Annotated in this window: 21 protein-coding genes and 1 tRNA gene; 9 read left to right on the top strand and 13 right to left on the bottom strand. The window is 64.5% G+C overall.

The window, feature by feature from the left end:
• Positions 1–5 precede the first annotated feature (5 nt).
• The 3 genes from HU738_RS02910 to HU738_RS02900 are packed head-to-tail and all read right to left on the bottom strand — an operon-like array spanning position 6 to position 1,640.
• Positions 6–539, bottom strand: a complete 534-nt coding sequence (locus tag HU738_RS02910) for a Csu type fimbrial protein (protein WP_054886267.1) — start codon at positions 537–539, stop codon at positions 6–8.
• Between the two features lie 19 nt (positions 540–558).
• Positions 559–1,095, bottom strand: a complete 537-nt coding sequence (locus HU738_RS02905) for a Csu type fimbrial protein (RefSeq protein ID WP_186601152.1) — start codon at positions 1,093–1,095, stop codon at positions 559–561.
• A 17-nt stretch (positions 1,096–1,112) separates the two neighbouring features.
• Positions 1,113–1,640 (bottom strand): Csu type fimbrial protein, encoded by a 528-nt coding sequence (locus HU738_RS02900; RefSeq protein WP_054886266.1) that lies wholly within the window; start codon positions 1,638–1,640, stop codon positions 1,113–1,115.
• A gap of 270 nt (positions 1,641–1,910) precedes the next feature.
• Between HU738_RS02900 and HU738_RS02895 the strand changes: the two genes are divergently transcribed.
• The 3 genes from HU738_RS02895 to HU738_RS02885 are packed head-to-tail and all read left to right on the top strand — an operon-like array spanning position 1,911 to position 7,038.
• Positions 1,911–4,160, top strand: coding sequence for an ATP-binding protein (locus HU738_RS02895; RefSeq protein WP_186600917.1), 2,250 nt, complete (start codon positions 1,911–1,913; stop codon positions 4,158–4,160).
• 15 nt (positions 4,161–4,175) lie between these two features.
• Entirely contained in the window at positions 4,176–4,637 is a 462-nt protein-coding gene (locus HU738_RS02890) for a response regulator (protein WP_186600916.1), read from the top strand.
• 13 nt (positions 4,638–4,650) lie between these two features.
• Positions 4,651–7,038: a hybrid sensor histidine kinase/response regulator gene (locus tag HU738_RS02885; protein ID WP_186600915.1), complete on the top strand. Its 2,388-nt coding sequence runs from the start codon at positions 4,651–4,653 to the stop codon at positions 7,036–7,038.
• Between the two features lie 219 nt (positions 7,039–7,257).
• On the opposite strand, the gene HU738_RS02880 is transcribed toward HU738_RS02885, so the two are convergent.
• Positions 7,258–7,332 (bottom strand) — tRNA-Gln (locus HU738_RS02880).
• Between the two features lie 270 nt (positions 7,333–7,602).
• Between HU738_RS02880 and HU738_RS02875 the strand changes: the two genes are divergently transcribed.
• Both HU738_RS02875 and zapE read left to right on the top strand, forming a co-directional pair.
• Entirely contained in the window at positions 7,603–7,845 is a 243-nt protein-coding gene (locus HU738_RS02875; RefSeq protein WP_176507476.1) for a hypothetical protein, read from the top strand.
• A 106-nt stretch (positions 7,846–7,951) separates the two neighbouring features.
• The gene (gene zapE / locus HU738_RS02870) at positions 7,952–9,040 is read left to right on the top strand and encodes a cell division protein ZapE (RefSeq protein ID WP_186600914.1); all 1,089 of its coding nucleotides are present in this window, start codon (positions 7,952–7,954) and stop codon (positions 9,038–9,040) included.
• A gap of 50 nt (positions 9,041–9,090) precedes the next feature.
• Here zapE and HU738_RS02865 read toward each other — a convergent pair whose 3' ends face one another.
• The gene (locus HU738_RS02865) at positions 9,091–10,980 is read right to left on the bottom strand and encodes a propionyl-CoA synthetase (RefSeq protein ID WP_186601151.1); all 1,890 of its coding nucleotides are present in this window, start codon (positions 10,978–10,980) and stop codon (positions 9,091–9,093) included.
• Positions 10,981–11,160: 180 nt separating this feature from the next.
• On the opposite strand from HU738_RS02865, the gene HU738_RS02860 reads away from it, so the two are divergent.
• A complete protein-coding gene (locus HU738_RS02860; protein ID WP_186600913.1) occupies positions 11,161–12,027 on the top strand; it encodes a LysR family transcriptional regulator in 867 nt (288 codons plus the stop codon).
• Here HU738_RS02860 and HU738_RS02855 read toward each other — a convergent pair.
• The 5 genes from HU738_RS02855 to HU738_RS02835 form a co-directional block, all read right to left on the bottom strand.
• The gene (locus tag HU738_RS02855) at positions 12,001–13,158 is read right to left on the bottom strand and encodes an HPP family protein (RefSeq protein WP_186600912.1); all 1,158 of its coding nucleotides are present in this window, start codon (positions 13,156–13,158) and stop codon (positions 12,001–12,003) included. The two genes, HU738_RS02860 and HU738_RS02855, sit on opposite strands and share 27 nt — an antisense overlap.
• A gap of 149 nt (positions 13,159–13,307) precedes the next feature.
• Entirely contained in the window at positions 13,308–14,627 is a 1,320-nt protein-coding gene (locus HU738_RS02850; RefSeq protein WP_186600911.1) for an ATP-binding protein, read from the bottom strand.
• On the bottom strand, positions 14,624–15,292 hold the full coding sequence (locus HU738_RS02845) for a response regulator transcription factor (RefSeq protein ID WP_054883650.1): 669 nt from the start codon (positions 15,290–15,292) through the stop codon (positions 14,624–14,626). Before HU738_RS02845 ends, HU738_RS02850 begins: the two co-directional genes overlap by 4 nt.
• A 1-nt stretch (position 15,293) precedes the next feature.
• On the bottom strand, positions 15,294–15,608 hold the full coding sequence (locus tag HU738_RS02840; protein ID WP_186600910.1) for a PepSY domain-containing protein: 315 nt from the start codon (positions 15,606–15,608) through the stop codon (positions 15,294–15,296).
• A complete protein-coding gene (locus HU738_RS02835) occupies positions 15,608–15,916 on the bottom strand; it encodes a PepSY domain-containing protein (RefSeq protein WP_176507469.1) in 309 nt (102 codons plus the stop codon). The genes HU738_RS02840 and HU738_RS02835 overlap by 1 nt, the downstream gene beginning before the upstream one ends.
• Positions 15,917–16,068: 152 nt before the next feature.
• Between HU738_RS02835 and HU738_RS02830 the strand changes: the two genes are divergently transcribed.
• Positions 16,069–17,148: a patatin-like phospholipase domain-containing protein gene (locus HU738_RS02830; protein ID WP_186600909.1), complete on the top strand. Its 1,080-nt coding sequence runs from the start codon at positions 16,069–16,071 to the stop codon at positions 17,146–17,148.
• Between the two features lie 53 nt (positions 17,149–17,201).
• Positions 17,202–17,558: a 6-carboxytetrahydropterin synthase QueD gene (gene queD / locus HU738_RS02825; RefSeq protein ID WP_176507467.1), complete on the top strand. Its 357-nt coding sequence runs from the start codon at positions 17,202–17,204 to the stop codon at positions 17,556–17,558.
• A 51-nt stretch (positions 17,559–17,609) separates the two neighbouring features.
• Here the strand turns inward: queD and HU738_RS02820 are convergent, their stop codons facing one another.
• Both HU738_RS02820 and HU738_RS02815 read right to left on the bottom strand, forming a co-directional pair.
• Positions 17,610–18,257: a hypothetical protein gene (locus HU738_RS02820; protein WP_186600908.1), complete on the bottom strand. Its 648-nt coding sequence runs from the start codon at positions 18,255–18,257 to the stop codon at positions 17,610–17,612.
• A 74-nt stretch (positions 18,258–18,331) separates the two neighbouring features.
• A complete protein-coding gene (locus HU738_RS02815; protein WP_186601150.1) occupies positions 18,332–18,799 on the bottom strand; it encodes a DUF1289 domain-containing protein in 468 nt (155 codons plus the stop codon).
• Between the two features lie 403 nt (positions 18,800–19,202).
• Between HU738_RS02815 and acnB the strand changes: the two genes are divergently transcribed.
• Positions 19,203–21,812 (top strand): bifunctional aconitate hydratase 2/2-methylisocitrate dehydratase, encoded by a 2,610-nt coding sequence (gene acnB / locus HU738_RS02810; protein ID WP_054883583.1) that lies wholly within the window; start codon positions 19,203–19,205, stop codon positions 21,810–21,812.
• A 71-nt stretch (positions 21,813–21,883) separates the two neighbouring features.
• Here the strand turns inward: acnB and prpD are convergent, their stop codons facing one another.
• Positions 21,884–23,368, bottom strand: coding sequence for a 2-methylcitrate dehydratase (gene prpD / locus HU738_RS02805; protein ID WP_176507465.1), 1,485 nt, complete (start codon positions 23,366–23,368; stop codon positions 21,884–21,886).
• Positions 23,369–23,372: the final 4 nt, after the last annotated feature.

Here is a 23,372-nt window from a genome sequence, read left to right as displayed (position 1 = left end):
ATGGTTCAGAACGACAACTCGACTGCCACGGTGTCGGTGTACGTCCCGGCAGGAAGGCCCGCCTTGCCCCGCGCCTGGCCATACAGGTTGACGGTCTGCGCCACGCCAGTGCTGGTCGGCAAGGTGATGGTGCCGTCGATGGCCAGCAGCGTGGTGCGCCCGGCATCGGTGTAGAAGTCGTAGGGCACGAAATTGCCAGCGCCGTCAGCCAGCGCACGCGTGCCGCCGGTCGACTGGCCATCATGTGACCCGGCACGCACACGGATCGCCGGCACTGTGCCGGCCGAGCAGAGGATGCTCATGGCGCCACCGCCACCGCCCAGCACCTGGGCATTGGCGGTGGTGAACAGGGCTTCCTGGGTGCCAAAGTTCAGGGTACCGAAGTTCAGCCCCGAGGTACCGCCAGCGCCGTTGACCTGGCACGCCGAGGTCAGGGTCAGGGTCGAGGAGATGGTCCCGGTCACCGTAGCGGCCTGGGTGTGAGCTGCCATGGCCAGGCCGAGGCCGGCGAGCATGCAACGGGAAAAAGTCGTGCGCATCGGAGTCTCCTTGCGTCGTTTACCAGTCCAGGGTCACTCTCAGGGTGTCGCGGTACAGCCCAGCCGGCAGTGCGCGCGGCTGCGCCACTACCACACCGTAGATGGGAATAGGGATCTGCTCGGAACTGCTGACGGTAAAGGCACGGGCCTGGCCGATGCCGTAGCGGCTGTTGCCACCCGGGTCGACTGCCAGTTGATAGGGGATCATTTCTCGGCCATTGCTGAGACGACGGACGCCATCGTCGCCATTGAGGCCACCGTTGATGCGCACATTGAACGCCCGCACCTCTGGCGTGCAACTGATCCGCAAACTGCCCTCGCCACCCGCCTCGTCGACCCGACTGCGCAGCGGCGTGTCCCAGTTCGGGCCGCGCTCGCCGAAATCCATCAGGCCTGGATTGCCCAGCGTGGCTGGCGGCTGGTCACCGCTGTTGATCTGGCAGGCAGCGCTGATCACCAGCCGCGCCTGGATGAACCCTGTGGTGGTGCCATGTGCCCCGCCACTGGGCAACAGCAATGGGCCAAGGCTGAGCAGCAGGATCGAAGTACGGTTCAACATGTGCCGGTGCCTCGCTACCAGGTGACCGTGACTTTGAGCCGGTCGGCGTACTGGCCGGCGCGGGGCACCCAGGCCAGCTTGTCGATGCGGGCGTAGAGCGGCAGCTCGACCGACCCGGTATCCGGCACACGCGCGGCATGCGCTTCACCGACAACCACCGGCTCGCGCCAGGCGGCATCACGGAACAGCCGATAGGGGATCGGTCTGGCCTTGGTGTCGTCGCTGGCGAGAAAGCGCAGCTCGCCGACGCCGCCATGCTGGCCACCGTCGACGCGCACTTGGTAAGCTGTGTCAGGGTTGCACTCGAGCCGTGGCGGGCGCTGGCTGAGCAATACGCCACTCAATGGCGCATCCGGGCCGTCCAGGCGTGCGGCAGCACCCAGGTCGATCCGACCCAGGGCCTGGGCGCCCGCGTCACGCTGCTGGGTAATCAGCATGCAGCCGCGCTGCACCAGTACCCGCACCTCGACCAGGAAGTCCGCCGCTACGGCACTGCCGCTCAACAACAGGCCAAACAGCGCGGCCAGAAAGCGTTCCGTCACTGGATGTTCCTTGTTTCTATCGTGTGATTCTGAGCGTAGCAGCAGGTGGCAGAACCGTGATGGCTGGGTGCCATTCTTTTGTGCTAACGCCAAAGCGGTAGGGGGCCAGCAAGAAATTTCCCAACCCCGGCGAACCCCGGGCCATCCCATGCCTCCAATGGCCATGGGCCGACAAAGCGATCGGCATTCTGCTAGGGTGGCCGGTAGCCAACCGCCAGCGTCCGTTGCCGGCGGCATGCATGGAAGAACTTCACAGGAGCGTTTCCACCAATGACTGCAGACAAAGCGCTCGACGCCGCCGTGGAGCGCTGCGCCGAAGAGCCGATCCAGGTGCCCGGCAGTATCCAGCCGCACGGCTTTCTGCTGGTGCTGGATGAACACGACCTGCGTATCCTCCAGGCCAGCGAGAACATCGAGCGCTGGTTGGGTGTACCGGCCAGGGAGCTGATCGGCTGTACCTTCGCTGACTTGGTCAGCGAGCGCTTCGACCTCCGCGCCCAGCTCGAACGCCTGCCGGACGACGAAGCGTTCCCGTTCCACATCGGCGATGTGCGCTTGCGCGAGGGCGCGCCGTGCAGCGACACACTGCGCCTGCTGACCCACCGTCACGACCAGGTGCTGATCGCCGAGTTCGAACCCTTCCGCCTGCCTGCGGACGTGACCGACCAGGGCGACTACTACCCACTGGTGCGCGGGTTCGTCAGCAGCCTGCACAACGCCGACAGCCTCGAAGAGCTGCTCCAGCAATGCGTGATGCAAGTCAAGCGCATCACCGGCTTCGGTCGGGTCCTGGCCTACCGCTTCGACGCCGAGGGCAATGGCCACGTGCTCGCCGAACTGGCCGACGCCGGTTACCCGAGTTACCTTGGCCTGCGCTTCCCCGCGACGGACATCCCGCGCCAGGCCCGCGACCTGTACCGGGTCAATCGCATCCGCGTGATCGAAGATGCCAACTACCGCGCCTCCCCCCTCCTGCCGGCGAACAACCCGCGCACTGGCAAGCCCCTGGACATGAGCTTCGCCGCCCTGCGCAGCGTGTCGCCGGTGCACCTGCAGTACATGCGCAACATGGGCACCCTGGCTTCGATGTCATTGTCGATCGTGGTCGATGGCCAGCTCTGGGGCCTGATCTCCTGCCACCACGCCCAGCCGCGCGCGGTCGAGTTTCGCACCCGCACGGCCTGCGAACTGCTGGCCAGCGTGCTGTCGCTGCAGATCGAAAGCCGCGAATCGCACGCCAAGACCCGCCACTTGCTGGAGCTGCGCCAGCACATCGTGCGCATGATCTCGTCGATGGCCGACCACGACAGCGTCAGCGATGGCCTGTGCGACTTGCCCGAGGTGCTGCTGGCATTCGCTGGCGCCAGCGGCGCGGCGATCATCTCCGCCGAGCGCTGCGAGCTGATCGGCCAGACCCCGCCTGCGGCGCAGGTCACGGCCCTGGTGCACTGGCTGGAACAGCGCGGCGAAGAAACGGTATTCCACAGCGACAACCTGCGCCGTGACATCGATGAACTGCCAGAACTGGCCGCCTATGCCGGCGGCGTGCTGGCCGTGGCCATCTCGCAGATCCACTCGCACTACCTGCTATGGTTCCGCCCCGAGCAGGTGCGTACCGTTGACTGGGCCGGGCGCCCCGACAAGCAGATCGATGCCCAGGGTACGCTCAACCCGCGGCACAGTTTCGAGCGCTGGCGAGAACAGATCAGCGGCTACAGCGCCCCCTGGGAATCGCTGGTCATCGAAGGCGTGCTCGAATTGCGCACGGCAGTGCTGGGTATCGTGCTGCGCAAAGCCGAGGAGCTGGCGCAACTGGCCAACGAGCTGCGCCGCTCGAACAAGGAACTCGAAGCCTTCTCCTACAGTGTGTCCCATGACCTGCGCGCCCCGTTGCGCCACATCGCCGGCTACACCGAGCTGCTCGGCGAGATCGAGGGCCAGGGCCTGAGCGAGCGCGGTAAACGCTTCCTGCAGCACATCGAGGAAGCCGCGCGCTTTGCCGGCAGCCTGGTCGACAACCTGCTCAATTTCTCGCAGATGGGCCGCTCGGCCCTGCGCCTGTCGGATGTCGACCTCAATGCGCTGGTCGACGCCATCCGCCAGGACCTGGCCCCGGACTATGCAGGCCGCGAAATCGTCTGGGATATCGCGCCGCTGCCCAAGGTCATCGCCGACCCGGCGTTCATCAACCTGGCCTTGCACAACCTGATCGCCAACGCCATCAAGTACACCCGTGGCCGTGAACCCGCCCACATCACCATCGGATCCGAGCAAAACCACGACGAGACGCAGATCTACATCCGCGACAATGGTGTAGGCTTCGATATGGCCTACGCCAACAAGCTGTTCGGGGTGTTCCAGCGCCTGCACCGCATGGAAGACTTCGAAGGCACCGGGATCGGCCTGGCCAGCGTGCGGCGGATCATCGAGCGTCATGACGGGCGAGTCTGGGCCGAAGGCCATGTCGACCAGGGTGCCTGCTTCTACTTCACCCTGCCCCGTCACCCGGCAACCACCTGAGGTACCCGTATCACCATGCTCAAACCAATCTTGCTGGTCGAAGACAACCCCCGGGACCTGGAGCTGACGCTCCTGGCCCTGGAACGCAGCCAGCTGGCCAACGAAGTGATCGTCCTGCGCGACGGCGCCGATGCCCTCGACTACCTGTTGCGCCGCAACACTTACCACGAGCGTGCCGACGGCAACCCGGCCGTCCTGCTGCTGGACCTCAAGCTGCCGAAAGTCGACGGCCTGGAAGTGCTCAAGGTGGTGCGTAGCACGCCCGAGCTGCGCAGCATCCCCACGGTGATGCTGACCTCCTCGCGGGAAGAGCCCGACCTGCTGCGCGCCTACGAGCTTGGGGTCAACGCCTATGTGGTCAAGCCCGTGGAGTTCAAGGAGTTCGTCGCGGCGATTTCCGACCTTGGCGTGTTCTGGGCGGTGCTCAACGAACCGCCTCCCGGTTCGCTGCGCCTGAACCGCCGTGGCAGCCACTGAGGCCCCCGCAGAGATGTTGCCCACACCACTCAAGTTGCTGATGGTCGAAGACAGCTCGATGGACGCCGAGCTGACCCTGATGCGCCTGGAGCGCAGCGGATTGCAGGTGCAATCGCAGCTGGTTTTCGACCATGTCGGGGTCGAGCACGCCCTGCTTGAAGGCAGTTTCGACCTGATCCTGTGCGACTGCGTACTGCCCGGGTCGTCCGGTACCGAAGTGCTGGCCATCGCCCAGCGCCTGGCGCCAGACACGCCGTTCATCTTCCTCTCGGGCATCTATGGCGAAGAGCATGCGGTCGAGATGATTCGCCTGGGCGCCACCGATTATGTGCTGAAGAAGAACCTGCCGCTGTTGCCCAAGGCCGTGCGCAGGGCCTTGTCCGAAGTGCAGGAACGCCAGCGCCGGCGCCGTGCCGAGGAAGCCCTGGCTGATGTCGAGGCACGCGCGCGCATTGCCATCGATGCCGCCGGCATGGGCACCTGGGACTTCCGGCCCCAACAAGGCCACCTGGTGTGGGACGTGCGCTGCAAGACCCTCTTCGGCCTGCCGGCCGAGACCGAGATGAGCCTTGAGGTGTTCTACGCCGGCATCTACCCCGACGACCGCGCCAAGGTGCGCGAGGCCGTCGAGCAGGCCATGCGCCCGGACAGCGACGGCCTGTACCGGGTCGAGTTCCGCATTGCCCAACCTCATGGCCTGGAACCGCGCTGGCTGCTCAGCAGCGGCCAGTGCCAGTTCGTCGATGGCCAGTGCACGCGGTTTACCGGTGTATTGCAGGACATCCATACCCAACGCCAGGCGACCCTGGCACTCAAGCAGCTCAACGAGATGCTCGGCGAACGGGTCGAGCGCCGTACCCGTGAGCGCGACCGCGCCTGGGAGCTGTCGCAGGACTTGCTCGCCGTGCTCAACAAGGACCTGACCCCGGTGGCCCTCAACCCGGCCTGGGAGGCCAGCCTGGGCTTTTCCCGCGAGCGTCTGAGCCAGGCTTCGCTGCTGCACCTGCTGCCTGAGGCGGATCAGGAAGCGCTGCTGACCGAACTGGCCGCCCTCGCCCATGGCCGCACCAGTGCGCGCTTCGTCGGCCGCATCCAGCACGCGGGCGGCCAGTTGCGCTGGCTGTCCTGGGTCGTGGTACCGGAAGATACCCTGCTCTACGTGGTCGCGCGGGACATCACCAGCGAACGGGAAACCGCCCTGGGCCTGGCCGAAGCCAACAACCGCCTGCGCGAACAGATCGCCGAGCGCGAACGCATCGAGGCGGCACTGCAGCAAATGCAGCGGCTGGAGGCCGTCGGCCAGCTCACTGCCGGGGTCGCCCACGATTTCAACAACCTGCTCACGGTCATCCTCACCGGCGCCAGCTTCCTGGAGCGCGACCTGGCCAAGGGGGACCTGGCCAAGGCCCGCAGCCGCCTCACGCATATCCGCGAAGCCGGTGACCGCGGCGCCAAGCTGACCTCGCAACTGCTCGCGTTCTCCCGTCGCCAGCGCCTGGAGCCGGTGCCGCTGAACCTGAACCGCACCCTTACCGGCCTGGAAGAACTGCTGCGCCGCACCCTCGGCGGCAATATCCGCGTGCGCCTGGACCTGGACCATAGCCTGTGGCAGGCGCTGACCGACCCGACCCAGACCGAGATGATCATCCTCAACCTGGCGATCAACGCCCGCGACGCCATGCCTGAAGGTGGCCAGTTGACCCTGTCGACCCGCAACACACGCATCAGCGCCAGCCCGCAGCGCCCGGAAGACCCGGAGCCCGGCGAGTACGTGATGCTGAGCATTCGCGACACCGGCTGTGGCATGAACGAAGAGGTGCTGGCCAAGGTGTTCGAGCCGTTCTTCACCACCAAGGACATCGGCAAGGGCTCTGGCCTGGGCCTGGCCCAGGTGTTCGGCTTCGCCAAGCAGTCCGGTGGCGGTGTGCGCATCGATACCGAGCCTGGGCATGGCACTCTGGTGGCGGTGTACTTGCCGGCAGTGAAGCAGGAGGTGGCCATCGATCCCGTCGCGCCGATCGCCGCACTGACCATCGACGACAGTGGCAGGGACCGCACGGTGCTGCTGGTGGATGACGATCACCTGGTGCGCGACCTGCTCGGTGACGTGCTGCGCCAGTACGGCTACCAGGTGCGCCAAGCGCACAGCGGGGAGCAGGCGCTGGCCTTGCTGGACGACGATATCGACCTGCTACTGACCGACTTTGCCATGCCCGAATTCAATGGCGGGCAACTGGCCATGGCGGCACGCGACCGCTATCCGCAATTGCCGGTGGTGTTCCTGACCGGGTATGCGGAACTGCAAGGGCTGGAATTACCGGGGAGCCTGGTGATGCAGAAGCCGGTGCAGGCCGATGAACTGGCCAGGATGTTGAATGAACTGCTGCGCGCACCCGGTTAGAGTCGTTTTCCTGCACCGGCCTCTTCGCGGCGGTTCGACGCCTCGATAACCTCCCCCACAGTGATATCCCCGCCCTTGAACGCAGCGCGGTACCTGTGGCAGCGGGTTTATCGAGGCGTCGAACCGCCGCGAAGGGGCCGGTGCAGGGAACAGAAACGACAAAACCAGCGCTGACGGTCGTCTGCACTGATTGAGAAATTTTCCAACTGAAGAGAAAAATGGCAGGGGCGGCTGGATTCGAACCAACGCATGGCAGGATCAAAACCTGCTGCCTTACCGCTTGGCGACGCCCCTGTATCGGATGCAGCTGACGCTGACCTGACAATTCCAGCTAAGTGACAACCGGGTTGTTGTCTTGGAATGCGCGGCACTTTACCACATAGATTGAGCCTGTAAACCCCCTTTGTGAAAAAAAATGCCTTAAAACAGCAAGTTAGTGTTCACGAGCCGATTCTGCGGGTCGCTCTGGCAACCATTCGTCGTATTTATACCGCTGCGCTTCAACGCAATCGCATTCCTCCCTTCCAATCAGTTAAGTGAATTGAACCGACCAAGGAGGACCCCATGCCCGTTTCCCACGACCTTTACCAGGACCTGCACTACCCCCGCGAAATCGTCCAGCAGCGGCGCCAGCAGGACAAGACCCTGGACCGGCTGCTCGACGAGTATGTGGATATCGACAACCAGGTGCTGGCCGCCGAATCGATCTCGGCCGGCAACTTCGTCGACGAAGACCTGCGACACCTGAAGGAGCGCCGGTTGGCCGTGAAGTACATGATCGAGCGCCAGCTGGAGCGCAAGGCCTGAACACATCGTGCCAGGCGATAGATGCCTGGCACTTTTTGTATTGGTCAAAACCGCTCGCCTCGGGCAAGCTGCGCGCAGCCCCGCATTTGCCCAAGGAGGCTTCACCTTGCCCGCCTGGATCCCTGCACCCTTGCGCCAGCTCAGCCAGCGCCTGCGCACTGCCGCGCCTCAACAGAGCGAATTGCTCAGCTGGTTCGAAGACAAGGCCGCCAGCCGCGGCTATCAGCTCAGCGATGGCCAGCGCCGGGTCATCGACAGCATGGCCGCGCAGATTGCGCGTCTGCTGGAGGGAGGCCAGCCTCGCAGCCTGTATCTGTACGGCCCGGTCGGCCGTGGCAAGAGCTGGCTGCTCGATGGCTTTTTCCAGGCGGTACCGGTAGCGGCCAAGCGGCGCCTGCACTTCCACGACTTTTTTGCCCGCCTGCACCAAGGCATGCACCAGCACCGCCTGCTGGACGATGCGTTGGGCGCCACCCTGGATGAGCTGCTGGGCGGCTGCCAAGTGCTGTGCTTCGATGAGTTTCACGTGCATGACATCGGCGATGCCATGCTGCTCACCCGACTGTTCAACGCCTTGTTCGCCCGCGGTATCTTCCTGTTGGTGACCTCCAACTACGCGCCTGAAGGGCTGTTGCCCAACCCGCTGTACCACGAACGCTTCCTGCCGGTGATCCGCCTGATCAACGGTTCGATGGAGGTGCTCGAAGTGGGCGGCGACACGGACTTCCGCAGCCTGCCAGCCAACCGCGAGCAGCAGCGCTTTACCCAAGGGCACTATGTGTGGCCGGGTGATGCGGCGCAACGCCGGGCGCTTGACCTACCCGCTGAGCAACCCGTGGTGCTGCAAGTGAACACGCGCCCGCTGCGCGCCTTGGCCATCGATGGCCGACGCGTGATGCTGGCCTTCGAGGACCTGTGCGAGAAGGCCACAGCGGTGATCGACTACCTGGTGCTGGCCGCACAGTACGACGAGTGGATCATCGATGGGCTGGATGATCTGTCGGCGTGTTCGCTGGCGGCGCAGCAGCGCTTCGTCAACCTGGTGGACGTGCTTTATGACCAGGATCGGCAGGTGACCGTGATCGGGCGCCGGCCACTGGAACAAAGCCTCGGCGGGCCGCTGGCCGACCTGATGCGTACCCGCAGCCGGTTGGGGCAGTTGCACCCGATCGGGCCCGAAAGCGGTATGGCCTGATCTGGCCTCTTCGCGGCTTTAGCCGCGAGAGGGCCTGAGGTGTCACCGCATCAGCCAGCCCTGGGCAAATCCGCCAGCACCGCCTCGATCTCCCCCAGCACCGCCGGGTCATCCAGGGTCGAAGGCGGTACATAAGCCTGCCCATCGGCAATCTTGCGCAGTACCGCCCGCAGGATTTTCCCCGAACGGGTCTTGGGCAAGCGCTTCACCAGGCGCACCCGGTTGAAACACGCCAGCGCGCCGATTTCCTCACGCACCCTGCCGACCAATTCCACCAGCAACTGCGCTTCGGCTATGCCCTCGCCATCCTTGAGCACCACCAGCGCCAGCGGCACCTGGCCCTTGATCTCGTCATGCACACCGATCACCGCACACTCGGCCACCGCCGGGTGACGGGCGACCAGGTCTTCCATCTCCCCCGTGGACAGCCGATGCCCGGAGACGTTTATCACGTCGTCGGTGCGGCCCATGATGTAGACGAAGCCCTCCTCATCGAGGTAACCGCCGTCACCCGTGTGGTAATAGCCAGGGTAGGTCTGCAGGTAGGCTTGCAGGTAACGTTCATGGTCGCCCCACAAGGTCTGGCTGCACCCGGGCGGCAGTGGCAGGGCAATGACGATGGAGCCCTGTTGGTCGGGCCCCAGCAGATGCCCGTCGTCATCCAGCACGCGCACGTGATAACCCGGCACCGCACGGTTGCTCGAACCCGGCCGCGCCGCACTGCCTTCCAGCCCCACGCAAGGCGCGGTGACCGGCCAGCCAGTCTCGGTCTGCCACCAGTGGTCGTGCACCGGTTTGCCGGTGACTTGCTCCAGCCACTGGTGCGTACTGGAATCGAGTTTTTCCCCGGCCAGGAACAGCTGGCGCAACGAGCTCAGGTCATGCTTGCGGATCAGCTCGCCTTCCGGGTCTTCCTTGCGGATCGCCCGCATGGCCGTCGGCGCGCAGAACAAGGCATTGACCTGGTACTGCTCGACCACCCGCCAGTACGCCGAGGCGTCCGGCGTGCGGATCGGCTTGCCCTCGTAGAACACCGTGGTGCAACCGCTCATCAGTGGCCCGTAGACGATCAGCGAATGGCCAACCACCCAGCCGACATCGGAAATGCCCCACCATACATCCCCGGCCTGCATGCCATAGATATGACGCATCGCATAGCAAAGCGCGACCGCGTTGCCACCATTTTCGCGGACGATGCCCTTGGGTTTGCCGGTGGTACCGGAGGTGTACATGATGTACAGCGGGGCGCCGGCCTCCAGCTCGACGGGCGCCACCGGCTCGGCACCGGCCAAGGCCTGCTGCCAGTCCAGGTCACGGCCTGCCAGCAACTGCGCACGGGCCTGGGGCCGTTGCAGCACCAGCACATTACGGGGCTGATGGCGGGCCAGCTGCAGGGCGCGGTCGACCAGCGGCTTGTATTCGATTACCCGGTCGAACTCCAGGCCACAGGACGCGGTGAGCACCAGCGTGGGCCGGGCATCATCGATGCGCAGCGCCAGCTCGTTGGCGGCAAAGCCACCGAACACCACCGAATGCACCGCGCCGATTCGCGCACAGGCGAGCATGGCCATGGCGGCCTGCGGCACCATCGGCATGTAGATGATCACCCCGTCGCCCTGGCCCACGCCCAACTGCCGCAGCAGGCCGGCCAGGCGCGCCACTTCGTCGCGCAGCTGGTGGTAGGTGAAGGTCTGTTGCACACCGGTCACGGGGGAGTCGTAGATCAGCGCCAGCTGCTCACCCCGGCCCAGTTCGATCTGCCGGTCCAGGGCCAGGTAACAGCTGTTCAGGCGACCGTCGGCGAACCAGCGGTGGGTACCGTCAGGGTTGTTCTGCAAGGTCTGCGAGGGTTGCCGATACCAGGCCAGGGCTTTGGCCTGTTCGGCCCAGAAAGCCGCAGGGTCGGCAATGGATTGGGCGTAGCTGTGCTGGTAGGTCATGTCGATGAAAACCCGGTACTTGTTGTTATTGAAGGGCGGATAGTGAGTATGGCCTGCCACACCGGGGCCGCCATGGGACTAAAGTCACAACGGACCTGCAAATTTGCAGACCTGACAGAAATGCCCCACAACGGTGCCAAGCCTTTAGAATAGGCCGCCACTCCCGCCACAGAGCAGCTCATGGACATCGATCAGGCCCGAACCTTCCTGGAAATCGTACGTTGCGGCAGCCTGGTCGCCGCTGCCGAACGCCTCTTCGTTTCGCAGACCGCGATCACCGCCCGTGTGCAGCGCCTGGAGCAGCAACTGGGCTGCCAGCTCTTTGTGCGCAGCCGCAACGGCGCCAGCCTGACCAGTGACGGCGAAGCCTTCGTCAGCTATGCCAACCAGCTGGTACAGACCTGGGAAGCGGCACGCCGCGACCTGCCGCTGCCCGCAGGCTGCCGGCAGGTGCTGCATGTGGGCGCGGAGGTGAGCCTGGGCAACCCGATGCTGCTCGACTGGGTCGGCGCCTTGTACCGCGAGCTGCCCAGCCATGCCATCCGCAGCGAGGTGAGCGATGGCGAGTCGTTGCTGCACAAGGTGGAGATGGGCCTGCTCGACGCCGCACTGGTCTACCAGCCGACCTACGGCCCGGGGCTGCAGGTGGAGCAACTGATGGAGGAAAAGCTGATCCGCGTGCGCCGGGTCGCGCAACCCGAGCCCTATATCTACATTGACTGGGGCGAAGCCTTCCGCCGCCAACATGACGCCGCCCTGCCCGACTGCGCACGCCCGGCGCTGAGTTTCAACCTCGGGCCGTTGGCCCTGCAGTTCATCCTCGAACAAGGTGGCAGCGGCTACTTCCGCACCCGCGTGGTCCAGGCCTACCTGGAGAGTGGTGTGTTCGAGCGGGTGCCACAGGCGCCGGAATTTACCTACCCGACCTACCTGGTCTACTCGCGCAAACGCGACAGCGAAGCCCTGCAGCAGGCCTTCACGGTGCTGCGCCGGCAGTTGGCAGCCGGCGCCAGCGACTGGTCACAACGCTGGGACCCGGCTATCTGAGGTATTGCCGGCCGCACTGAGCAACTGGCGCTTGAGGCCGGCGATCAGGTCGGTCTGGGTGACCACGCCAACCAATTGCTCGCCGTCGAGCACCGGCAGGCAGTGCAAACCCTGCTCGCACAGCAGCGGCAACAGGCGCTCCAGCGGGTGCTGGCTGCTGACGCTGACCACCCGCCGGCTCATCACCTGCTCCATGCGCACGGCCTTGCGACCGAACAGGCCACGCCAGCTGAATTGGCCACGCTGCATGGCCGCGCCCGCCAGGTCACTGAGGCTGACAATGCCCACCAGCTTGCCCTGCTGCAGCACCGGCAAGGTTTTCAGGTGATGGTCAGCGAGCATTGTCCAGGCCTGCTCCAAGGGTGTGTCCGGCGTAGCGAACTGCACGTCGCGGGACATGACCGCGCCGGCAGTGATGCCGCCCAGGCTACGCTGCAGCGCGTGCTGTTCCGTGGCAAGAATGATGCGCTCCAGTTCGTCGCGGGTGACATCGACAAACTCACCCAACTCTTCCAGGGCCTGGTCCAGGTCAGCGCCACTGATGCCCACGCGCTCGCTGGGCAGCGGGTCGTGGGTGTGGTGCATGTCCTTGCGCGGCGCCCCGGCTTTCGGGTACTGCACACCGGTGAGCCGGTTGTAGATCACGGCCACGGCCACCAGGATCAGCACGTTGAGCAGTACCGGTTCGAGCAGGTGATCGCCCATGGCCGTCAGGCCCGGGTCGGCCAGGACCGCGCTCACCGCCACCCCACCTCCCGGCGGATGCAGGCAACGCAGCAGGCACATCACCAGGATCGAAAGCCCCAAGGCAACGGCCGCTACCCAGAGCTCTGGGCCAAACCCCTGGCGCAGGGCCAGACCGACTGCACCGGCCAAGGCATAGCTGCCGAGCACTGGCCACGGCTGTGCCAAGGGCCCGGAATGCACGGCGAACACCAGCACTGCCGAGGCCGCCAACGGGCCGAGCAGGTGCAGGGCAATGCCCGGCCCATAGGCCAGGCTGGTCAGCCAGCCGGCGAGGAACAGGCCGAGCAACGCACCGATAGAGGCACGCAAGCCTTGTTTGGGAGGGATGTTCAGGGGGGCTGGCAACAGCCGCTGAAGACGACTTTCAGAACGCATGGCAGACATTCAAGTAATCGGGATCTAGTTTTTCTGATTAAAAACAACGGCATTGTGCCGGCAGGAGGAAGACAGGGCTAATTCAAAAAAATGCGCCTGTACTGCAATTTTTTTGCAGTACTGAACGGGGCACCGGGGGCACCCGATGTGCCCTGGCACTACCGAACCTTGCGCGGCAACTCGATGCTCACCCGCAGCCCGCCCAAGGGGCTATCCAGCAACGCCAGGCGCCCGCCCCAAGCTTCGACGATGTCGCGCACGATGCCGAGCCCCAGCCCGTGCCCGTCGACCTGTTCATCCAGCCGCGAGCCGCGCTCCAGCACCTGCAGGCGCTGGTTTTGCGGAATCCCGGGGCCATCGTCATCGACCCATAACCGATAGCCCCCGGCTGTCGGCGCGATCTCCAGCCGCACTTCGCTGTCGGCCCATTTGCAGGCGTTGTCCAGCAGGTTGCCGAGGAGCTCCAGCACGTCTTCGCGATCCCAGGGCAGCAGCAGGCCCGGTGGGGCATCGTGCTCGAGCAGCAAGCCCTCGCCATGGATCATGGCCAAGGTCGAGAGCAAGCCAGGCAGTTCGGCATCACAGTCGAACTGCGCCCCAGGCAAGGCATCACCGGCCAGGCGGGCGCGGTTCAGCTCACGGGCCAGGCGCTGCTGGATCTGCTCCAGCTGTTCACGCAACTGCGCCTGCACCTCAGGCAGGCCCTGCAAGCGCTCACTGGATGCCAGGCTGAGCAGCACCGCCAGCGGCGTCTTCAGTGCATGGCCGAGGTTGCCCAGGGCATTGCGCGAACGGCGCAGGCTGTCTTCGGTATGGCTGAGCAAGTGATTGATCTGGTCCACTAGCGGCGCCAGCTCGCTGGGCACCTCGGCATCGAGTTGCGAGCGTTGGCCTTGCTGCAGCTGGGCGATCTGCTGGCGCGCGCGCTCCAGCGGGCGCAACGAGCGGGTGACGGTGATGCGCTGCAGCACCAGCACGATCAGCAATGCCACCAGCCCCATCCCCAGGCCGATCTGCTGCAAGCGGCGGAAACCGTCGCGAACCGGCGAGTAGTCCTGTGCCACGCTGATCGAGATGTCTTGGCCCAGGCGCCGATAATCGGCGCGCAAGGCCAACAGTTGCTGGCCTTCCGGGCCCAGCTCGTGACTATCGGACAACCCCGGCGTGGCCGGCTTGGGCATGTCCAGGTCCCACAGTGAGCGCGAACGCCAGGTGCCCTGGTCTAGATCGATGCGGAAGTAGTACCCCGAAAAAGGCCGCTGATAGGCAGCGGAAATGCGCCGCTCATCCAGCTGCAGGCCATTCGGCCCGCGCACCAATGCCACCAGCAGGTTCTCGCTTTCCTTGCGCAGGCCGTTTTCCAGGTAGCGCTGCAAGCCTGCCTCGAACAGCCACAGGGTCAATTGCGCCAGTACCAGCCCGACCAGCACCAGCACGGCGACCAGGCCCAGGCTCAGGCGCGCCTGGATGGACTTCACCCGGTGCTCCCGGCATAGATGTAGCCTTGCCCGCGACGGGTCTCGATGACGCTGCGACCCAGCTTGCGCCGCAGGTGGTTGACGTGCACTTCCAGCACATTGGAATCGCGCTCGGTCTCGCCGTCGTAAAGGTGCTCGGCCAGGTGGCTCTTGGACAGGATCTGCTGGGGGTGCAGCATGAAGTAGCGCAACAGGCGGAACTCCGCAGCGGTGAGCTGGATGTCGACGCCATCGCGGCTCACGCACTGGCGGCTTTCATCCAGTTGCAGGCCTGCAGCTTCCAGTGTCGGCTGGTTGGCCAGGCCGCGGGCACGGCGCAGCAGGGCCTGGATGCGCAGCTGCAGTTCCTCGGGGTGGAAAGGCTTGCTCAGGTAGTCGTCCGCCCCGGTCTTCAAGCCCTCGATACGTTCCGCCCACGACCCGCGCGCAGTGAGGATCAGCACCGGCGTGGCGAGACCGCCGGCACGCCATTGCGCCAGCACCTCCAGGCCCGGCAAGCCCGGCAAGCCGAGGTCGAGGATGATCAGGTCATAGGGTTCGCTCTGGCCCTGGTACACCGCGTCGCGGCCATCGGCCAGCCAGTCCACGGCATAACCCTGGCGCTGCAGGCTGGTGGTCAGTTCGTCGGCCAAGGGCACGTTGTCTTCGACAAGCAGCAAGCGCATGTCAGTCGTCTTCCTCGTCTTTGAGCAGGGCGCCGCTGCTGGCATCGAGCTTGACCTCGCGCACCACGCCGTCCTGGGTCAGCAGCTCGACTTCATATTCGTAGCGGCCGTCGTCTTCTTCCAGCTCGGCCTCCAGCAGGCGCGCCCCGGGGTAACGCCCCAGGGCGGTATCCAGCAATTGCTCGAGCGGCAGGATGATGCCCTTCTGCCGTAGCTTCAGGGCTTCGTCCTGGTCCAGGTCGCGGGCAACGGCCAAGGAGCACACGGCCAGCAACGACAGCGCCAGGTATCGCGCCGGCCGGGGTAAGTGGGTCATCAGCGGTCCTGCTCGTCCTTCAGCACTTCACCGGTCTTGGCATCCAGGTCGACGTCCCACTCGACGTTCTGCGTGTCGCGCAGTTCGACCTTGTAGATGTAGCGACCGTATTCGTTTTCCAGCTCCGAGTCGGTGACGGTGGCGCCTGGGTGCTTGGCCACGGCAGCGGCCTTGAGTTCATCCAGCGACTTGATGGTCTTGGCATTGACCAGCTTGACCACTTCGTCAGGCTGGACGTCCTTGGCGAAGGCGGCATTGGCGCCCAGGGCAAGGGCGGCGGCGGTGAACAGGGCAGTCAAAGTTTTCATGGGGGCTCTCCTGAGCGAGGTTCAAGTTGTCTACGGGGCTAAGACTAACCAGCGGTCCTTAATTCAACCTGAAAACAGCTGGCGCCATGATAGCGCAGCTGTAACGGTCTCAAGCCCCTATAATGACCGCCTTGTTACCTGCGAGATCCGTCATGAGCGCCATTCACATCAAATACCCTGCACTCACCTTCAAGGCTGGCCAGCGCGCTATACGCCAGATTCGCGAAAAGGGACTGCAGGCAAGCGATGTCGGTGTGCTGCCAGGCGCGGCAGGTGGCCCAAAGCCGCTGGGCATCCAGGGCCTGGACCTGGCACTGTTCGGTGAATGGCTGCCCTCGGCACCTCGACAACGCGCGCTGATCGGCGCCTCGATCGGCTCCTGGCGTTTCGCCAGTGCCTGCCTCGACGACCCGGTCGCCGGCATCCGCCGCCTGGGTGAGCTTTATACCGAGCAGGACTTCGCCAAAGGCGTCACCCCCGCCGAGATCAGCCGCAGTTGCCAGCGCATGCTCGACGACCTGCTGCAGGGCCGCGACGGGCAGATCCTCGCCAACCCGCACTACCGCCTGAACATCCTGGTGGTGAAGAGCCACGGCCAGCTCGCGCACGACCATCGCGGCCGCCTGGGCATGGGCCTGGGCTCGGTGATCGCCAGCAACCTGCTGGGGCGCTCGCGCCTGGCGCGGCATTTTGAAAGGATCATCCTGCATGATGAGCGCAGCGCGCCGCCGCTCGATGCGCTGACCGACTTCCCCTCGCGCTGCCTGCCACTGGACCTGGCCAACCTGCGCCAGGCCCTGCTCGCCTCGGGCTCGATCCCGATGGTGATGGAAGGTGTGCGCGACCTTCCCGGCGCAGGCACTGGCACCTACCGCGACGGCGGCCTGCTCGACTACCATCTCGACCTGCCCTACCGTGGTGACGACCTGGTGCTGTACCCGCACTTTACCGACAAGGTGGTGCCCGGCTGGTTCGACAAGGCGCTGCCCTGGCGCCGGGGCGACGCCAGGCGGCTGCAGAACGTGCTGCTGATGGCGCCTTCGCCGCAGTACCTGGCCGCCCTGCCCTTCGGCAAGTTACCTGACCGTAACGATTTCAAGCGTTTCATGGGTGATGCGCCGAGCCGCAAGCGTTACTGGTACAAAGCGATCGCCGAAAGCCAGCGCCTGGGCGACGAGTTGCTCGGACTGATCGCCACCGGGCGGTTGCACGAACGCCTGCAAGCCTTGTAGCGGGCATGCTGGTAGACTGCGCGCATTATTGATTCATACAGAGTTACGAAAGCGTGGAAATCTTCAAGGAATTTACCTTCGAATCGGCTCACCGCCTGCCTAACGTCCCTGCCGGGCACAAGTGCGGCCGCCTGCATGGCCACTCGTTCAAGGTCGGCCTGCACCTGACCGGTCCGCTCGACCCGCACACTGGCTGGATCCGTGACTTCGCCGAGGTCAAGGCGATCTTCAAGCCGATCTACGATCAGCTGGACCACAACTACCTGAACGACATCCCTGGCCTGGAGAACCCGACCAGCGAAGTGATCGCCAAGTGGATCTGGGACCAGGTCAAGCCGCTGATGCCGGAGCTGTCCAAAGTCCGCATCCACGAGACCTGCACCAGCGGCTGCGAATACAGCGGCGACTGATCCGCCCTTGACCAGCCTTCGGCCCTGGCGGGCCGAGGGCTGGCCATGCACTCAGTGCTCTTCGAAATGGTGAGGCATGCTGAGGATCTGCATCGACACCAGGCCGGCCTCGCCTTTTCGGCTATTGAAGAAGCGGTCACTGTAGCGGGTGTAACGCAGGATCTTCTCACCGCCTGGGGTGAGCAGCTGAAGATTGAAGAGCTGGTCGCCCTCGCCGATCTTCTCCTGATCGAAACCCTCGATCCGCCACAGCCGCGCGTCACCTGCCTTGGACTGCACGCCCTGGGCTTCGCTGGCTTCCCAGATGCCGACATAACCTGAGAACACGCTGGCGTTGTAATCCAGCACCCAGTCGGAAACCTTGTGGGCGCGGTCAGCCGGCCGTATCTCGTAGAAGAGTGGCTTGTCGGCGGCATAGCTGCCCTTGGCGTAGGCGCCAAACCAGAACAGCTCGTAATAGCGCTGGCCAGGGTTGGCATAATCAGAACGGTCCAGGGGCTTCTCCAACACGCCGTCCGGTTCGGCCTGCAGATACCGGTCATAGTGCCCGTTGGCGCCCCGGCTGCCTGTCTGCACCCAGATCGCTCCCAGCTGGCGCTCGCGTGCTGGCGTCGCCGCTGTCACGCTGCGCACACCGGAGCCCTGCCACCAGCAGCGGGCCAGAAAGGTAAAGCGGGGATTGAATACATAATGGCTCATGCTGACTCTCCTGGTCAGACTGAAAGAGCCTCTACGCTAGTGAAGTTGCGCTCACCCGAGCAGCAGGAAGCCGCTCACTGCATGCCCTGCTTGAGGAAGGCTGGCGCGATGTAGCGCTGGTAGTGCGCCTCGGACAACAGGAAGAACTCGCGGTCGATGGCATCGCGCAGTTGCGGCAGCTCCCAGTCACGAAACTCCGGCAGCAGCACCATGCCGTAGGCTTCCAGATCGCGGATCATGCGGGCGCCACGGGCGATCAGCTGGTACGCCCAGCAGTATTCCGACTGCTGCTCGACGAAGCGGATCGAACGCTGCTGCAACTGCTGGCGCAGGAGGTTTTTATCGAAAACTTCGAGCTTGGCCATCATCACCTGCACCAACAGTTGTTCCAGGCGCAGCCAGACGGCGCGCTTCTGGTCGTCGTCGTAGCCGTTCCAGTTGATCACCTCGTGGTGGAAGCGCTTGCAGCCACGGCAAACGGTGTCCCCATAGACGGTGGAACAGAGGCCGACACACGGGGTCTTGATGGACTGGTTGGACATTGAAAACAACGGCTTGGCGGTGGAACACGGGGTCATGTTAGCCCTTTGTCTAACCAGGGTCACCCGTTAAAGTCATGATCGCTGCCTTACCTTCGGGCTTTTTTTGCCGTAGAATCATCCCGCCTTTTCAAGGCAACAATGTCCGTTGGAAGCTGTTTTCAAAGCGTCACGAGCACAGTTCATCCGGTAGAACGGCGTTGGCCCGGGCCATGCACCCTCGCATGCCCGTGCCAGCCCTCATCAGCTCCCGTTCTGCAGGCGTAAAACTTTGAAAGCAGCTTCTGTAAGGATTCTTTGCGACTCTGGCTGGGCGGCCCACAAAGCCGTGGCAGCGCATGGGTGCATCGAATGCTGGATGAGCGTCCCGGACCCCCTTTAGGGACCACTGATGAGGGTAATAACTGTGCTTGAAGCCTACCGCAAACACATCGAAGAGCGTGCCGCCCTGGGTATCGTGCCCCAGCCGCTGAACGCCGAACAAACTGCAGGCCTGGTCGAGCTGCTGAAAAACCCGCCGGCCGGCGAAGAAGCCTTCCTCGTAGACCTGATCACCAACCGCGTTCCGCCAGGGGTCGACGAAGCTGCCTACGTCAAGGCCGCTTTCCTCTCCGCCGTGGCCAAGGGCGAAGCCAAATCGCCACTGATCGACCGCAAGCACGCTGCTGAACTGCTGGGCACCATGCAGGGCGGCTACAACATCGAGACGCTGGTTGCGCTGCTCGACGACGCCGAACTGGGCGCCGTCGCGGCCGAACAGCTCAAGCACACCCTGCTGATGTTCGATGCCTTCCACGATGTGGCCGAAAAAGCCAAGGCCGGCAACGTTCACGCCAAGGCCGTGCTGGAATCCTGGGCTGCCGGCGAGTGGTTCACCTCGCGTCCGGCCATCGCCGACAAGTACACCCTGACCGTGTTCAAGGTGCCTGGCGAAACCAACACCGACGACCTGTCCCCTGCCCCGGACGCCTGGTCGCGCCCTGACATCCCGCTGCACGCCCTGGCCATGCTGAAAATGGCCCGTGATGGCATCGAACCGCAGCAGCCTGGTTCGGTCGGCCCGCTGGCACAGATCGAAGCGGTCAAGGCCAAGGGCTTCCCGGTTGCCTACGTCGGTGACGTGGTCGGTACTGGTTCTTCGCGTAAATCCGCCACCAACTCGGTGCTGTGGTTCTTCGGCGACGACATCCCGTACGTGCCGAACAAGCGCGCCGGTGGCTTCTGCTTCGGCACCAAGATCGCCCCGATCTTCTACAACACCATGGAAGACGCCGGCGCCCTGCCGATCGAATTCGACTGCACCAACCTGGCCATGGGCGACGTCATCGACGTCTACCCGTTCAAAGGTGAAGTGCGCCGTCACGGCAGCGACGAGCTGGTCACCGAGTTCGCGCTGAAAACCGAAGTACTGCTGGATGAAGTCCGCGCCGGCGGCCGTATCCCGCTGATCGTTGGCCGTGGCCTGACCGAAAAGGCCCGTGCCGAACTGGGCCTGGGCCCTTCCGACCTGTTCAAGAAGCCAGAGCAGCCTGCCGACACCGGCAAAGGCTTCACCCTGGCGCAGAAGATGGTTGGCCGCGCCTGTGGCCTGCCAGAAGGCCAGGGCGTGCGCCCGGGTGCCTACTGCGAGCCGAAGATGACCACCGTCGGTTCCCAGGACACCACTGGCCCGATGACTCGCGACGAACTGAAAGACCTGGCGTGCCTGGGCTTCTCCGCTGACCTGGTGATGCAGTCGTTCTGCCACACCGCAGCCTATCCGAAGCCGATCGACGTCAACACCCACCACACCCTGCCAGACTTCATCCGCACCCGTGGCGGCGTGTCGCTGCGTCCAGGCGATGGCATCATCCACAGCTGGCTGAACCGCATGCTGATGCCTGACACCGTAGGTACCGGTGGTGACTCGCACACCCGCTTCCCGATCGGCATCTCGTTCCCGGCCGGTTCCGGCCTGGTGGCCTTCGCCGCCGCCACCGGCGTCATGCCGCTGGACATGCCAGAATCGATCCTGGTGCGCTTCAAGGGCAAACTGCAACCTGGCATCACCCTGCGTGACCTGGTTCATGCCATCCCTTACTACGCGATCCAGAAGGGCCTGCTGACCGTCGAGAAGAAAGGCAAGAAGAACGCCTTCTCCGGCCGCATCCTGGAAATCGAAGGCCTGGACGACCTGACCGTCGAGCAAGCCTTCGAGCTGTCCGACGCCTCGGCCGAGCGTTCCGCCGCGGGCTGCACCATCAAGCTGCCGGAAAAGGCCATCGCCGAGTACCTGCAGTCCAACATCACCCTGCTGCGCTGGATGATCGGCGAAGGCTACGGCGATGCCCGCACCCTGGAGCGTCGTGCCCAGGCCATGGAAGCCTGGCTGGCCAAGCCTGAGCTGCTGTCGGCCGACGCCGATGCCGAATACGCCGAAATCATCGAAATCGACCTGGCCGACGTCAAGGAGCCTGTGCTCTGCGCGCCGAACGACCCGGACGATGCCCGCCTGCTGTCCTCGGTACAGGGCGAGAAGATCGACGAAGTGTTCATCGGTTCGTGCATGACCAACATCGGTCACTTCCGCGCTGCCGGCAAGCTGCTGGACAAGGTCAAGGGCGGTATCCCGACCCGTCTGTGGCTGGCCCCGCCGACCAAGATGGACGCCCACCAGCTGACCGAAGAAGGCTACTACGGCATCTACGGCAAGGCCGGTGCACGCATGGAAATGCCAGGCTGCTCGCTGTGCATGGGTAACCAGGCACGTGTGCAGACCGGTTCGACCGTGGTTTCCACCTCGACCCGCAACTTCCCGAACCGTCTGGGCGACGCCACCAACGTGTACCTGGCCTCGGCCGAGCTGGCTGCGGTCGCATCGATCCTCGGCAAGCTGCCGACCGTCGAAGAGTACATGCAGTACGCCAAAGACATCGACAGCATGGCTGCCGACGTCTACCGCTACCTGAGCTTCGACCAGATCGCCGAGTTCCGTGAAGCGGCTGCCAACGCCAAGATCCCGGTGGTTCAGGCGTAAGCTGAGTTGTAAGCAGTAGAAGAAAGCCCCGGCAGCGCTGCCGGGGCTTTTTTGTGTCTCCTGTGCAGGCCTCAGATCACGAACAGATCCACAAACCTGTGCACCGCCATCTGCTCCAGCTTCTGCTGGTCCTTGCACAGCTCGAAAATCTGCTGACACCGCTGCCGCACAAAGCGCGTCGCCAGGTTGCTCCTGAACTTGGCCTCCAGCAGCGGTATCCCCTCCTCACGCCGCCGCCGATGCCCGATCGGGTACTCCACCAGCACCTGCTCGGTACAGCTGCCATCCTTGAAGAACACCTGCACGGCATTGGCGATCGAGCGCTTGTCGGCTTCCAGGTACTCGCGACTGAAGCGCGGGTCTTCAACCACCTCCATTTTCTCGCGCAGGCGATCGATGCTCGGGTGATTGGCATGGAAGGCATCTTCATAATGCTCGGCCACCAGGTGACCGAAGATCAGCGGCACCGCCACCATGTATTGCAGGCAATGGTCACGGTCAGCGGCATTGGCCAACGGGCCGCTCTTGGAAATGATACGGATCGCCGATTCCTGGGTGGTGATGACGATGCGGTCGATTTCATGCAGGCGGTTACGCACCAGAGGGTGCAGGGTGACCGCCGCCTCACAGGCGGTCTGGGCGTGGAATTCGGCCGGGAAGCTGACCTTGAACAGCACATTCTCCATCACGTAACTGCCCAGGGGTTGCGGCAGACGCAGCTCATACTGGCCGGAGGGCTTCACCGCCAGGTCCTTGTTGGTGTGGCTGAACGAGACGTCATGAAACCCCCACTGCGGCGCAGTCAGCACGCCCGGCACGCCCATCTCGCCACGCAGCGCGATATCGGCCAGGCGCACGCCGCGGCTGGAAGCGTCCCCGGCCGCCCAGGACTTGCGCGAGCCGGCATTGGGGGCATGGCGATAGGTGCGCAGCGCCTGGCCATCGACGAAGGCATGGGACAAGGCCGATAGCATCTGCTCGCGGTTGGCACCCATCAGCCGGGCGCACACGGCGGTGGAGGCTACCTTGACCAGAATCACGTGATCCAGGCCGACGCGGTTGAATGAGTTTTCCAGCGCCAGCACGCCTTGGATCTCGTGGGCCATGACCATCGCTTGCAGCACCTCACGCATCAGCAGCGGCGCCTCACCCGCAGCCACGCGTTTCTGTGACAGGTGATCGGCAACGGCGAGGATGCCGCCAAGATTGTCCGAAGGGTGCGCCCACTCGGCAGCCAGCCAGGTGTCGTTATAGTCCAGCCAGCGCACGGTGCAGCCGATGTCCCAGGCGGCCTTCACCGGGTCGAGGCGATAGGCGGTACCCGGTACGCGCGCACCATTGGGCACCACGGTGCCTTCCACCAGCGGGCCAAGGAGCTTGGTGCACTCGGGGAAGCGCAAGGCCAGCAGGCCGCAGCCGAGGGTGTCCATCAGGCAGTTGCGTGCGGTGTCCAGGGCTTCAGGGGATTCGACGCGGTAGCCGAGGGCGTAATCGGCGAGGGTTTGCAGCACCCGGTCGTAGTCCGGGCGGTCGTTCAGGTCCACGTTGGCGCTCATAGCC

Origin of the sequence: Pseudomonas vlassakiae (assembly GCF_014269035.2) — a bacterium.
In the GTDB taxonomy this organism is placed as follows: domain Bacteria; phylum Pseudomonadota; class Gammaproteobacteria; order Pseudomonadales; family Pseudomonadaceae; genus Aquipseudomonas; species Aquipseudomonas vlassakiae.
The sequence above is the reverse complement of the archived record's forward strand: the minus strand, read 5'-3'. Positions and strand labels throughout refer to the sequence as shown.